The following is a 12,714-nucleotide window of genomic DNA, read 5'->3' as shown; positions in this document are numbered from 1 at the left end:
TCAGGCCGGCTGTGCCCGCTGGCCTGCCAGCGCAGTCTCTGGCGTGGCGTTCGGCGCGGCATTCAGTGCGGCGCGCACCACGTCGGGCGTGAAGGGCGCGGCGTAGAAGCGCCGGCCGGTGGCGTCGAACAGCGCATTGGCCAGCGCGGCCGGGCCGGGGACCGAGGCCGATTCGCCTGCGCCCATGGGGGGCTCGTCCTGGCGCGGCATCAGCACCACTTCGATGGGGGGCAGGTCGCGGAAGCCGATGATGGGGTAGCTGCCCCATTCGCGGCTGGCCACACCTTGCGCATTGAAGGCGACCTTCTCCATCAGGCTGCGGCTCAGGGTCTGGATGACGTTGCCGTGGATCTGGTGGCGCACGCCGTCGGGGTTGACCATCATTCCCGTGTCCTGGCCCACGACCAGGCGCCGCACGGTGATGCGGCCGCTGGCGGGGTCCACGTCGATGTCGATGACCCAGGCGGCCCAGGCCGCGCCGAAGCCGGGAAAGCGGCTGTGGATGTAGCGCGCATAGGCCACGCCGCGCCCGTGCAGCAGGCCGTCGGCGCCGGGGCGGCCCCGGCTTCCTGTGTGATTCCGCTGCCAGCCGGCGTGGCGAGCCGTGGCCTCGATCAGCTCGATGGCGCGCGGGTCATCGAGGTGGCGAACACGGTAGTCCACGGGGTCGGCGCCGGCCGCATGGGCCAGCTCGTCGATCATGCAATCGTGGGCAAAGGAATTGGGCAGGGCCGAGACGCCGCGCAGCCAGGATGAGCGCACGATGGGCGCCATGTCATGGCAGGTGATGCGCTGGCTGGCGTAGCGGTAGGGCGGCACGGCGGTGCGGTCGCCCATCTCCAGCGTGCGCGGCTCGCCCGGGATGCGGCCCGTGAGCAGCAGGGCCAGCAGCGGCGCGTCGTTGGAGGGGTAGCGCACGGCAAAGTCGTAGGCCAGCAGTTCGCCCCGGGCATCAATGGCCGCGCTCACGTCCATGAGCTGGGCCGTGCCCTTGGGCTCCCACTGGTGTTCCTGCTCGCGCGTGAGCTGCACGCGCACGGGCGCGCCCACGGCCATGGACAGCAGGGCGGCGTCGGCGCAGACATCGTCGGCGCAGTTGCGGCCGTAGCAGCCGGCCGCCTCCAGGCGCACGATCTCGATGCGGTCCTCGCCCAGTTGCAGCAGGCGGTCCAGGTCGGTGCGCAGCATGTGGGGGTTCTGCGTGCCGGCCCAGAGCTTGAGACGGCCCCCGCTGAAATCGGCCACGGCGCAGGACGGACCGATGGAGGCATGCATCTGGTAGGGCCAGACGTAGCTGCGGCGCAGTTCGGTGGCCGCACCCGTGCCGACGCCCGCGAAGGCATCGTCCACAGTGCCCTGGTCCAACAGCGAGCGGTGCTGGGCGGGATTGGCGCGTATCGCCGCAGCCAGATCGGATAAGTCAGGCGCTGGCGGCACGGCCTGCCATTGCACGCGCAGCGCGCGCATGGCGGCAATGGCCTGTTCCTCGCGGTCGGCGACCACGCCGACGAAGTCGCCCTCGGTGACCACCTGCACGTTGCCGGGCAGGTGGGCCACGGAGTCGCGCTCCACGGCCACCAGGCAGCGGCCGATGAAATCGCCACCGTCGCGGCCCGGGTGCGGAGGGCGGATGACGCGGCCATGGCGCATGCCGGGCACGCGCACATCGTGCACAAAGCTCAGCTCGCCCGTGGCCTTGGCAGGGATGTCCACGCGCGCCGCGCCACGGCCGACGAGCCGGTATTCGCTGGCGGGCTTGAGCTTCACTTCCTGATCGGGCGGGGCCAGCGTCAGCTGCAGTTGCTGGCCGCGCAGCAGATCGCCATAGCCGAGTTCGCGGGCATCGCTGCCATCGGCAAAGCGCACCAGGCCTTCGCGCGCCTGGAGCCGGTCCGCCGCCACGCTCCATTGCTGCGCGGCCAGCGCCAGCAGCTGCTCGCGCGCCTGGGCGGCGGCGCGGCGCAGCGGCACGGCCGAGATCTGGATGCTGGCGCTGGCAATGGTCGGGCCCTGGTTGGGCGCGGCGGCCGTGTGGCCCAGCACCATGTCCAGGCGCGCCAAAGGCACTTCGAGCTCTTCCGCCACGATCTGCGCCAGGGCTGTACGTATGCCTGTGCCCAGGTCCACATGGCCGTTGAAGGCCAGGGCGCGCCAGCCCTGGGGCGCGGCTTCGTCGGCCAGCACGGCCACGAAGACCTCGGGCGTGGACTGCACATAGTCGGTGGCCGTGCCGGGCTGGCCGGGCGCAGGGCGCGGCGGCGCCACGGGCTGGCGCACCACAAGCAGGGTGTCGGCGCGCGTGAGCAGCTGTGCGTGCAGGGCTTGGGGCTGGGGCAGGTTCATGGGGCGGTGTTCTTCGCGGGCACGCTTTCAGGCGTGCCCTGTGCATGTTATGCACTCCGGGGCCGGCTGCGCAGGGCCGGCCCCATAGGCGCGTTGGCGCGGTGGGATCAACCTGCGGCGAGGGCGTCGGTGTCGGCGATGGCCTGGCTCAGCGGCATCACGGCCGCGTACTTCTGGGCCATGTCGAACAGATTGGCTTCGTGCGGGCCCAGGGCGCGGTCGCCGCAGCAGTCGGCCACGACCAGCGGGCGAAAGCCCGACTGCATGGCATCGACCACGCTGGCGCGCACGCAGCCGCTGGTCACGCAGCCGGCCACCAGCAGGGTCTGCACGCCGCGCTGGGCCAGCCAGGGTGCGAGCATGGTGCCGAAGAAGGCCGAGGGCGTGCTCTTGCGCACCACGTATTCGCCAGCGGCCGGAGCCAGCTGGGGCACGATGGCGCTGTTGGGGCTGTCTTCCTTCAGGGTCAGCATGCCGGGCACCTTCAGGCAGAAGATGTTGTGGTCGGCATCGTCGTCCGAGAACACGATGCGGCTGTGCGCCACGGGCCAGCCGCGCTCGCGCGCATGGGCCAGCAGGTGCTGCGTCTGCGCGATGGCTTCGGGGATGTTGCCGCCGCCGAACACGGCCGGGTCGGCAAAGCCGTTGACGAAGTCGATGATGAGCAGGCCGAACGGGGCCTTGAGCGGCAGCGGCGTGCCGAAGCCCTGGCGCGCGTAGGCAGAGATGTCGCCCTGCACGCCCTCGGTGGGAACGCTCTGCGCGCCGGTGGCCTGGCCGGAGGTTGTCGTGGTCATGCGATGTCCTTTCCTTGCTTGGACCTTTTGGCGGCGCGCGCCAGTCCTTCCTCGTCCTGCACCACGCCGTCGATGACCGTGGGCTTGCCGTCCAGCGCCACCGAGCAGTGGCGCATGGGAATGTCGATGTGGCAGGCCGTGGTGCGGCTGCCCCCGGCCTCGTTGTTGGGACCCATGGACCACAGGAAGTTGCCCTCGAAGGCGCGGGCGTCCATGCCGATGTGGGTTTCCTTGTTGTAGTGGGCCAGCATGGACCAGTGGGCGCGCGGCTGCAGCCCCCAGCCGATGTGGGAGACGGCATAGGCCTCGGGGTCCTCGTAGGAGGCCATGTACTCCTTGAGGATGTCGGCCTGCAGGCCGCCGCTGATGCGCGTGACGTAGCCCTTTTCGATGACGAGTTCGATGGGCTCGGTCACGTAGTCCTTCATGGGCAGCAGGATGTCGCCCCGGTCCAGCACCACGCGGCCGTTGCTCTCGCCCTCGTCGGGCCAGGTCAGCACGAAGCCGCTGGGCCAGTGGTCCCAGCGGCCGGGCTGGTCCACGAAGCCGTATTCGCAGATGGCCGGGAAGCTGCCCAGGCGGCAGCGCAGGTCGGTGCCCGCGGCCGAGGTGATGTGCATCTGCCCGGCCGCCTCGATCAGCTTGGATGCGGCCTGCACGCGCGCGCGGTCGCCCTCGGTGGGCACCAGGCGGCACAGCACCTCGGGCGGCTCCACGGCCAGCAGGATCTTGGTGCCGGTCTGCAGGATCTCGTGCTGCTCGGGCGAGAACAGCAGGGTCATCAGGTCCAGCACCAGGTCGCTGGCCTTGAGCGCGGCGATGGCGGCGGGGTTGCCGGTCAGCGGCGTCGTTCCCAGGTAGGCCAGCGAGTCGCGGCTCAGTGATTTTTCGGCATTGACGGGCGGCAGGTCCAGGCGGTTGACGCGCGCACCCATTTCGCTGGAGGCGGCAATGGCGCAGCGCAGTGTCTGCGGGTGCGTGTCGGCGCCCGTGAGCACGGTGACGGTCTGGCCGGCTTCGAGCCGGGACAGCGTGAGCACCTGCTTCCAGGCGTGGATCAGATCGATATCGCTGACGGACATGGTCGGCTCCTTGGTGTCGCGATGGATGGGAGTGGGCTGCGGTTGGACATTCAGTCCACCCGCGCGCCGAGGAAATCGCCCAGGGCCGAATAGAAGCCGGCCTCGTTGTCCCAGGGAATCATGTGGCCGGCATTGGGCACGCGCACATGCTCGGTCTGGGGTGCCAGGCCTTGCCACTCGGCCACGTCCTCGCTGCGCACCACGTCGCCGCGCTCGGCCGTGACCAGCAGCAGCGGGTGCTGGATGCGGGGCAGGTCGGCATGGATGTCGTCACGGCCGAAGTCCTCGAAGCTCTGCACGATGGCCGGCTCGTGGCAGGTGTGCAGCCACTGGGCGCGCAGCTGGCGCTGCTCTTCGGTCCAGGTGGGGCAGAAGGCGCGCATGGCCTCGGCATCCATGCCCAGCGTGGCCTGGCGGATGGAGTCCACATACCAGGGCAGGGCGGCCGGGTAGGCGCGGCGGCCGGGGCCGGAGACCGGCGGATCGACGATGACCAGGCGCGTGAGCCCGGCCGGCTGGCTGCGTGCGGCGCGCACGGCGATGCGCCCGCCCATGGAGTGGCCGACCAGCGCCCAGCGCTGCAGGCCCAGGGCCTGGGCGAAGGCGGCCACGTCGGCGGCCTGGGCATCGAGGCTGTAGTCCAGGTCCGGGCCGGAGGACGACAGGCCGCGCCCGCGCACGTCCAGCACATAGGTGTCGAACTGGCGGCCCAGGTGCTCGGCCACGAAACCCCAGGTCACGGCCGGGCTGGTGATGCCGGGGATCAGGATGACGGCGTCGCGCTGCGCGCGTTCGCCCTCGGCGCCGCCGTAGCGCAGGTAGTGCTGGCGGATGCCGTTGGCATGGACGTTGCCGCCGTAGCGGAATGTGCTGGGGGTGCTGGAGATGCTGGTCATGCGTGTGTTCCTCAGGCCTTGGCTGCGCTGGTGCCGGTGTCGTAGGGATAGGCGCCCGACAGCAGCGCACCCGCGCCCGGCACCACGGGGTCCAGCCCCAGTTCCTTGAGGATGGCATAGGTGGTAGCGATGGAGGCGGTCAGCACGGGCTTGCCGGTCTGGGCCTCGACCTGGGCCACGGCCGGCAGCGAGGGCATCTGCACGCAGGCCGACAGCACGATCACGTCGGCGTCGGCGTAGTTCATGCCGGCCACGATGCCGGGCAGCTTGGCGGGGTCGTGGCGGCCCACGTCCAGGTTGTCGGGGATCTCCAGCGCGCGCCAGTCCACGATCTCGAAGCCTTCGGCGGCCACGTAGTCCATGACCAGCTGGGTCAGCGGAATCATGTAGGGCGCCACCAGGGCGATCTTCTTGGCGCCCATCACCTTGAGCGCTTCCACCAGCGCGCCGGCGCTGGTGATCACTGGGGCGGTGGCGCCATTGCTGGCCGTGCGCTCGGTCAGGCGCTGCTGCGAGACGCGGTGGTAGCCCTTGCCCATGGCCATGATGGCCACCAGGCAGGCATAGCCCAGCACGTCCACGCGCGCGTCGCTCAGCTCCAGCGCGCAGCGGTCGCTTTCGGCGTCCATGGCGGCCAGCTCCTCCTTCTGGACCTTCTTCATGCGCATGCGGCTGGAGTGGAAGGTGAAGCGGTCCTGCGGGCGCAGCGTGGAGTGGGCCTGCAGCATGGCAGGCACTTCGGTCTCCATGGTGGTGTTGGAGCTGGGGACGATCTGGCCGATGCGGAACGTTTTGGTCATGGACTTGCCTTTGCGAAGTTTCGAGGGTTTCTGATCAGAATCAACTGAGTGTGTACGCTTTATTCTTGCAAAAGACGTGCCGCCTTGCAAATGAGAATTTTCTCGGGGTTTGTACTGATTTGGTGCAGAAATTGCACCAAAAATGGCGAACTTCAATTTATTCTGCCGCCCTATGGTGCATGCGTCGATTTGAAAAATTCAAGCGCATACACCTGAATTAAGTGTTTTGTTGCCTGGCACGCTTCCTGCTCTACACCCTGCAAGGACGCGCCGAAGCAACGGTTGCCCCGTCTGGCTTTCAACATTCCTGCAAGGAGAAAACTGTGTCTCAATCCCCTCGAATCGCCGTTGTCGGCGCCGGTCTCGGCGGGGCTGCAGCTGCCAAGCTGCTGCTCCAGGAAGGCTTCAATGTCCGCGTCTATGAGCAGGCGCCCAGCTTCTCGCGCCTGGGAGCCGGCATCCACGTCGGGCCCAATGTGATGAAGATCCTGCGCCGCATCGGCATCGAGGACGCGCTCAACGAGCAGGGCTCGCATCCCGACTACTGGTACAGCCGCCACTGGCAGACGGGCGACGTGCTGGCCCAGATCCCGCTGGGCGACTACGCCGTCAAGGAATACGGCGCCAGCTACCTGACCGTGCACCGTGGCGACTTCCATGCGCTGCTGGTCGAGGCCCTGCCCGACAGCGTGATGGCCTACGGCAAGTTCCTGACCAAGGTGGAGGACCGCGGCAATGTGGTGGTCATGCACTTTGCGGACGGCACGACCGAGGAGGCGGACATCGTCATCGGCGCCGATGGCGTGAACTCCCGCATCCGCGAGGAACTCCTGGGCCCGGAACTGCCCAAGTACGCGGGCTACCTGGCCCACCGCGCCGTGTTCCCCACGCCCGAGGTCAAGGCCGGCATGCTGCCCTTCGATGCCTGCGTGAAATGGTGGAGCGATGACCGCCACATGATGACCTACTTCGTCACCGGCAAGGCCGACGAGCTGTACTACGTGACCGGCGTGCCCGTCGAGAAGTGGGACCTCAACGATCGCTGGCTGGAAAGCAGCAAGGAAGAGATGCGCGAGGCCTTCTCGGGCTGGCATCCCACCGTGCAGGCACTGATCGACGCCACCGTGGAAGTGACCAAGTGGTCGCTGCTCGAGCGCGATCCGCTGCCGCTGTGGAGCCGTGGCCGCCTGGTGCTGCTGGGCGATGCCTGCCACCCCATGAAGCCCCACATGGCCCAGGGTGCGGCCATGGCCATCGAGGACGGCGCCATGCTGGCGCGCTGCCTCAAGGAAGTCGGCGCGCACAACCATGAGCTGGCCTTCGCCCTGTACGAAGCCAACCGTGCCGAACGCGCCAGCAAGGTGCAGCGCATCTCGCACGACAACACCTGGCTGCGCACCAACGAAGATCCGTCCTGGTGCTTCGGCTACGACGTGTTCAACGTGCCCCTGGTCGAGCCCAAGGTCAAGGCAGCGGCCTGATACTCGCTGCCTTGCCGGACGAGGGGAGGGGAGGGAATCCCCCCCTCCTGTCCGGCCGCAGAACGCCGACATCCTGAACCGCAGCCAAGTTGCAAGAGCCTCGTCCCATGGGAACCCCAGTCCATCCAAGCAGTACCCCCAGCCCCATCCGCCTGCAGGTCAATGCACGCGCATGCGAGGTGCCGGCAGCGCCCGGGACGGCGCTGCTGCATGTGCTGCGCAATGACCTGGAGCTGAACGGGCCCAAGTACGGCTGCGGCCTGGGCGAATGCGGCGCCTGCACGGTGCTGATCGATGGCGTGGCCGCGCGTTCCTGCGTGATCCCCGTGCGGGCGGCCGTGGGCCGCGAGGTCACCACGCTGGAAGGCCTGGGCTCGCGCCAGTGCCCCGGCCCCACGCAGCAGGCCTTCATCGACTGCCAGGCGGCCCAGTGCGGCTACTGCCTCAACGGCATGATCATGACGGTGGAGGCCCTGCTGCGCCGCAACCCCAATCCCAGCGAGCAAGAGCTGCGCAACGAGCTGCACCACAACCTGTGCCGCTGCGGCACGCATGTGGAAATCATGCAGGCCGCCCTGCGCGCCGTGCAGCTGCGGGCGCAACGCGCCGCGCTGCAGGCACCCTCCGGTTTTCCATCTTCCAGCGCGGGCGAGGTCCAGCCATGAGCCCGGCCGGCCACACTCCCGCCCTGCCTTCCGACCTGCTGCACGGCCTGGCGCTGCGCCCGCCCGTCGCGGCCTGGGACGGTCTGCGCTACCGGGGCAGCGTGCCCCTGCATGCACGGCTGCAGGACGCCCAGGCCATGGCCGGCGTGGTGGCTGCGGTGCAGCGCGGGCATTTTCTGGGTGTGGTGGCCGTGGCGCCTGTCCATGCCCGGCAGGCCGCTGCCAGCCTGGCCCCTGCCTGGGATGACCGGCAGGAAGCCAGGGCCGCCAGCGCGCCCCGTGCTGCCGACAGAACCGACAAGGCTGACAAGGCCGACCTGCCCGATGCCGGCCGCTATGTCTGGCGCATGGCGGCGCCCGTGTCTTGCGAGGGTGCCGCACGCGCAGCCGTGTGGTGCCTGGACGGCCATGCCAGCGTCTGGCTGCCGCCCTGTGACGCCGATGTGCGGCAGATGATCGGCCGCGAACTGGCTGCATTGCTGCAATGCCCCGAGTCCGCGCTGCGGCTGTTCAGCCTGCCGGCCACGGCGGCCGGCACCCCGCATGTGCTGGATCTCATGGACGCAGCGGCCGATGCGGCCCTGCTGTCCCAGGCCGTGGGCCGGCCTGTCAGCGTGGCCTGCGAGGCCTGGACTGCTGCGGGCAGCGCACACAGCCGGGAGCTGGTGCTGCGCGTGGATGCGCAGCCTTCGCAAGGGCTTGAAGCCTACACGGTGGTGCAGCCTCAGCCGGGCAATGCATCGCCGCAGCCAGACCTGCTGCTGTCCGACACGCCCTGGGCCGTGCGCCCCAGCATGGCGCGCCTGTTGAGCCAGCCCGAGCTGGCGCGCGCCGCGGCCCTGGCCACCGTGCTCGATGCCGGCGAAGTGCATGAACGCAGGCTGGCCGCCAGCCTGCGGCATGCCGGCGTCGATGATCTGAATGCCGCCCAGGTCTTTGCCCGCGAAAGCCACTGGCATGAGCAGGCGCTGGACCAGGGCCGTGATCCGCTGCAATGGCGGCTGCAGCACCTGCCCGAAGGCCCGGTGCGCGATCTGGCCCGGCAGGTGGCCGAGCGTGCGCAGGCATCGCAGCAGGCACCGTCCCACGAGGGTGCCGACGGCCGCCTGCTGGGCCGGGGCTTTGCCACCGCCCAGCTGCAGACCCTGGATGCGCAGGGCGCCGACCTCCATGCCTGGAGCGCCTGGGTGGCCGAGGTGGCCGTGCACCCGCATACGGGCGAGATCGAAGTGACCCGCGTCGTGGCCGGCCATGACAGCCGCAGCCTGCAAGCGGCGCAGGCCGCCAGCACGCGGCCCGAGATCGTCCAGCAGGACCCGCAACTGCTGGCCGATGCGCGCCGGCTGCTGGGCGCGGCCCCCGCTTTTGACGACTGGGCGGGGTCCACAGCTTCCGCTGCTTCTTTCGACGTGGTCGCCAAGCCCGGCTCCGACCTGGCGCAGCATGCGCCCGGCGATGTCGCGGTCATCCGCCAGGGCGATCTGGCGCTGGACGGCGTGGCCACGCTGCCCGCCGCCGCCGCCATTGCCAACGCCATTCACCATGCGACAGGCGTGCGCCTGCGCGAAGTGCCCTTCCAGCCCGAGCAACTGCGCCTGGCCCTGGCGGGCGAGGGCGCCGGCAAGCCCGGTGCGGCGCGGCCCGGCCGTGGCTGGGGCTGGCTGGCCGCAGGCGCCGCAGGCCTTGCCGGCATGGCCGCCATGGTCTGGCCGCTGAAGCCGGCCCTGCCGCTGACCGACGGGCCCGATGTTTCCCTGTACTCGCCGCAGGCCCTGGAGCGCGGCCGCCTGGTGGCGGCTGCGGGCGACTGCGTGGTCTGCCACACGGCCCCGGGCGGCGCGGCCAATGCCGGCGGCTTCGGGCTGGAGACGCCGTTCGGCACCATCTACTCCACCAACATCACGCCCGACAACGAAACCGGCATCGGCCGCTGGTCCTACGCGGCCTTCGAGCGCGCCATGCGCCACGGCATCCACCAAGATGGGCGCCAGCTGTATCCGGCCTTCCCGTACACGGCCTTCGCCAAGCTCAGCGATGGCGACCTGCAGGCCCTCTACGGCTACCTGATGTCCCAGCCCGCCGTGAAGGCCAAGGCGCCCGAGACACAGCTGGCCTTCCCCTACAACCTGCGCCCGGCCATGGCGGGCTGGAACCTGCTGTTCCACGACGCCACGCCCTTCAAGGCCGACCCCGCGCGCAGCGCCGAATGGAACCGGGGCGCCTACCTGGTCGAAGGCGCGGGCCACTGCGCGGCCTGCCACTCGCCGCGCAATGCGCTGGGTGCCGAAAAGACCGGCATCCACTACCTGGGCGGCGGCGAGGCCGAAGGCTGGACGGCGCCCGCGCTCAATCAACTGGCCGGCGGCAAGCTGCCCTGGAGCCGCGAAGAGCTGTACCAGTACCTGCGCACCGGCTTCTCGGCCCGCCACGGCGTGGCAGCCGGCCCCATGGCGCCCGTCATCCACGGCCTGGCCCAGTTGCCCGAAGCCGATGTGCGCGCCATGGCCACCTATCTGATGGAACTGCCGGGCCAGGCCCCACAGGCCCCACAGGCCGCCGCCCCGGCCATGCCGGCACCGGCCGCCGTGCAGGCGGCGGCGCCTGCGGCTCCACCTGCCAGGGCCCTGGACCGCCACGCCAATGGCGAGCGCATCTACCAGAACGCCTGCGCCGTCTGCCATGAGGCGGGCAGCGGTCCCACATTGTTCGGCGTCAAGCCGCAGCTGGCCCTGAACACCAACCTGCATGCGGCCAGCCCCGACAACCTGGTCCAGGTGATCCTGAACGGCATACAGGCGCCGGCCGACGATGCGCTGGGCTACATGCCCGGCTTCGGGGACAGCCTGGATGACAGGCAGATCGCGGACCTGCTCGGATATTTGCGCGAACGATTTGCACCGGAGGAAAAAGCTTGGCCAGACGACACGAAGACGATTAACCGGCTGCGCATGCAGGCGCATGCGCACTGAGGGCGGCAATGGGCAGCAATGGGCGGCGGCAGGGGCGATGCCGCGGATATGGACACCTTGCCCTGGAATCTCTCCAGGGCCTGGGTCCTGACATCTGATGCTGGGGACGGGTGATGGGCAACAACGGACGGCGCTGTCGATGTGCAGCCTGTCCGCAATGCGCCCATCGCCCGGATGCAGAGACCGACATCCGGAAATTTTTCATCGGGCCATGGAGATGGCGCCGAGGGAGCGGTTCGCTCCGGATGTGTGAAGGGTGGAAGGCACGGCAGGAGACGGCAACACAAGCTGAACGGCCTTGCCTGGGAAAAGACAGATTCAACAATTGCGATGGCTAGAAAAGGAGTCCCTGCATGTCATCTACATACATTTCGGTGGAAAAAGGCATCCAGACAGCGGGTGTCGGCAAGTTCCAATATCGGCTGTTCGTCATCTTCGGGCTGGTCTGGCTGGCCGATGCCATGCAGGTGCTGTCCATCGGCTTCAGCGCGCCGTCCATTGCCAAGACCTTCGGCAAGACCGTGCCCGAGGCGCTGCAGACCGGCACCTTCTTCTTCATCGGCATGCTGATCGGCGCCTTCGTCTTCGGCCGCCTGGCCGACCGCATCGGGCGCCGCCCGGTGCTGATGATGGCCGTGGTGATCGACGCCTTTGCGGGCGTGGCCTCGGCCTTTGCGCCCGAGTTCGCCTGGCTGCTGGTGCTGCGCTTCATCACCGGCATCGGCGTGGGCGGCACGCTGCCCGTGGACTACACCATGATGGCCGAGTTCCTGCCCAGCGACCGCCGCGGCCGCTGGCTGGTGCTGCTGGAATCGTTCTGGGCCGTGGGTACCATCTTCCTGGCCATCCTGGCGCTGGTGGCCGTGTCCTGGGGTGACGATGCCTGGCGCGTGATCTTCTTCGTGACCGGACTGCCGGCGCTGATCGGCGTGGTGCTGCGCTTCTACATCCCCGAGTCGCCCATGTTCCTCAACCGCAACGGCAAGTCTGAGGAGGCGCGCAAGGTGCTGCAGCGGGTGGCCAAGGTCAACGGCACCACCGCGGACATCCCCGCCCTGCAGCCTGAAAAGCAGGAGCGCAAATCCATCCTCGCGCTGTTCAACGGCGACCTGCGCCGCCGCAGCCTCTCGCTGTTCCTGGCCTGGGCGCTGATCTCCATCGCCTACTACGGTGTCTTCGTCTACCTGCCTGTCAAGCTCAGCAGCGAGGGCTTCGCCTTCATGCGCGGCCAGGTCTTCCTGGTGGTGCTGGCCCTGGTGCAACTGCCCGGCTTTGCGCTGTCGGCCTATGGCGTGGAGCGCTGGGGCCGCAAGCCCACGCTGATCGGCTTTTTGCTGCTCAGCGCCGTCGGCTGCATGTTCTACAGCCTGGGCTCGTCGCCCTTCGTGGTCATCGGCTCCACCCTGCTGATGAGCTTCTCGCTGCTGGGCACCTGGGGCGCGCTGTATGCCTTCACCCCCGAGGTCTACCCCACCGACCTGCGCGCCAGCGGCATGGGCATGGCCGGCGCCGTGGCGCGCTTCGGCGGCCTGTTCGCCCCGGCCATCATTGCGCCCATCATGGCCACCCACTTCACCCTGGCGCTGGCCGTGCTGTCCGCCATGCTGGTGGGCGGCGCCCTGTCGATCTGGGCCGTGGATGTGGAATCGCGCAACCGGGCGCTGGATTGATGACGGCCTGA

Annotated in this window: 9 protein-coding genes; 4 read left to right on the top strand and 5 right to left on the bottom strand. The window is 69.2% G+C overall.

Going from position 1 to position 12,714, the window contains the following annotated elements; all coding sequences use genetic code 11:
* From DELCS14_RS23675 to DELCS14_RS23655, 5 genes are all read right to left on the bottom strand, one after another.
* The gene (locus DELCS14_RS23675; RefSeq protein WP_013803896.1) at positions 1 to 2,343 is read right to left on the bottom strand and encodes a molybdopterin cofactor-binding domain-containing protein; all 2,343 of its coding nucleotides are present in this window, start codon (positions 2,341 to 2,343) and stop codon (positions 1 to 3) included.
* Between the two features lie 107 nt (positions 2,344 to 2,450).
* The gene (locus DELCS14_RS23670) at positions 2,451 to 3,140 is read right to left on the bottom strand and encodes an N-carbamoylsarcosine amidohydrolase (RefSeq protein WP_013803895.1); all 690 of its coding nucleotides are present in this window, start codon (positions 3,138 to 3,140) and stop codon (positions 2,451 to 2,453) included.
* The gene (locus DELCS14_RS23665; protein WP_012203775.1) at positions 3,137 to 4,222 is read right to left on the bottom strand and encodes a hypothetical protein; all 1,086 of its coding nucleotides are present in this window, start codon (positions 4,220 to 4,222) and stop codon (positions 3,137 to 3,139) included. The genes DELCS14_RS23670 and DELCS14_RS23665 overlap by 4 nt, the downstream gene beginning before the upstream one ends.
* Before the next feature lie 50 nt (positions 4,223 to 4,272).
* Positions 4,273 to 5,118, bottom strand: a complete 846-nt coding sequence (locus DELCS14_RS23660; protein ID WP_013803894.1) for an alpha/beta hydrolase — start codon at positions 5,116 to 5,118, stop codon at positions 4,273 to 4,275.
* 11 nt (positions 5,119 to 5,129) lie between these two features.
* Positions 5,130 to 5,918, bottom strand: coding sequence for an Asp/Glu racemase (locus DELCS14_RS23655; protein WP_012203777.1), 789 nt, complete (start codon positions 5,916 to 5,918; stop codon positions 5,130 to 5,132).
* 323 nt (positions 5,919 to 6,241) lie between these two features.
* Between DELCS14_RS23655 and DELCS14_RS23650 the strand changes: the two genes are divergently transcribed.
* The 4 genes from DELCS14_RS23650 (at position 6,242) to DELCS14_RS23635 (ending at position 12,703) form a co-directional block, all read left to right on the top strand.
* A complete protein-coding gene (locus DELCS14_RS23650) occupies positions 6,242 to 7,399 on the top strand; it encodes an FAD-dependent monooxygenase (protein WP_012203778.1) in 1,158 nt (385 codons plus the stop codon).
* 107 nt (positions 7,400 to 7,506) lie between these two features.
* Positions 7,507 to 8,064, top strand: coding sequence for a (2Fe-2S)-binding protein (locus DELCS14_RS23645; protein WP_013803893.1), 558 nt, complete (start codon positions 7,507 to 7,509; stop codon positions 8,062 to 8,064).
* Positions 8,061 to 11,033: a cytochrome c gene (locus tag DELCS14_RS23640; protein WP_013803892.1), complete on the top strand. Its 2,973-nt coding sequence runs from the start codon at positions 8,061 to 8,063 to the stop codon at positions 11,031 to 11,033. Before DELCS14_RS23645 ends, DELCS14_RS23640 begins: the two co-directional genes overlap by 4 nt.
* A 353-nt stretch (positions 11,034 to 11,386) precedes the next feature.
* Positions 11,387 to 12,703, top strand: a complete 1,317-nt coding sequence (locus DELCS14_RS23635) for an MFS transporter (protein WP_013803891.1) — start codon at positions 11,387 to 11,389, stop codon at positions 12,701 to 12,703.
* Positions 12,704 to 12,714: the final 11 nt, after the last annotated feature.

Source organism: Delftia sp. Cs1-4, assembly GCF_000214395.1.
In the GTDB taxonomy this organism is placed as follows: domain Bacteria; phylum Pseudomonadota; class Gammaproteobacteria; order Burkholderiales; family Burkholderiaceae_C; genus Comamonas; species Comamonas acidovorans.
This window is presented reverse-complemented; position numbering and strand designations above follow the sequence as displayed.

Coding starts and splice junctions, on each gene's coding strand:
- DELCS14_RS23675 (WP_013803896.1), bottom strand. CDS start 2,343: ATGAACCTGCCCCAGCCCCAAGCCCTGCACGCACAGCTGCTCACGCGC.
- DELCS14_RS23670 (WP_013803895.1), bottom strand. CDS start 3,140: ATGACCACGACAACCTCCGGCCAGGCCACCGGCGCGCAGAGCGTTCCC.
- DELCS14_RS23665 (WP_012203775.1), bottom strand. CDS start 4,222: ATGTCCGTCAGCGATATCGATCTGATCCACGCCTGGAAGCAGGTGCTC.
- DELCS14_RS23660 (WP_013803894.1), bottom strand. CDS start 5,118: ATGACCAGCATCTCCAGCACCCCCAGCACATTCCGCTACGGCGGCAAC.
- DELCS14_RS23655 (WP_012203777.1), bottom strand. CDS start 5,918: ATGACCAAAACGTTCCGCATCGGCCAGATCGTCCCCAGCTCCAACACC.
- DELCS14_RS23645 (WP_013803893.1), top strand. CDS start 7,507: ATGGGAACCCCAGTCCATCCAAGCAGTACCCCCAGCCCCATCCGCCTG.
- DELCS14_RS23640 (WP_013803892.1), top strand. CDS start 8,061: ATGAGCCCGGCCGGCCACACTCCCGCCCTGCCTTCCGACCTGCTGCAC.
- DELCS14_RS23635 (WP_013803891.1), top strand. CDS start 11,387: ATGTCATCTACATACATTTCGGTGGAAAAAGGCATCCAGACAGCGGGT.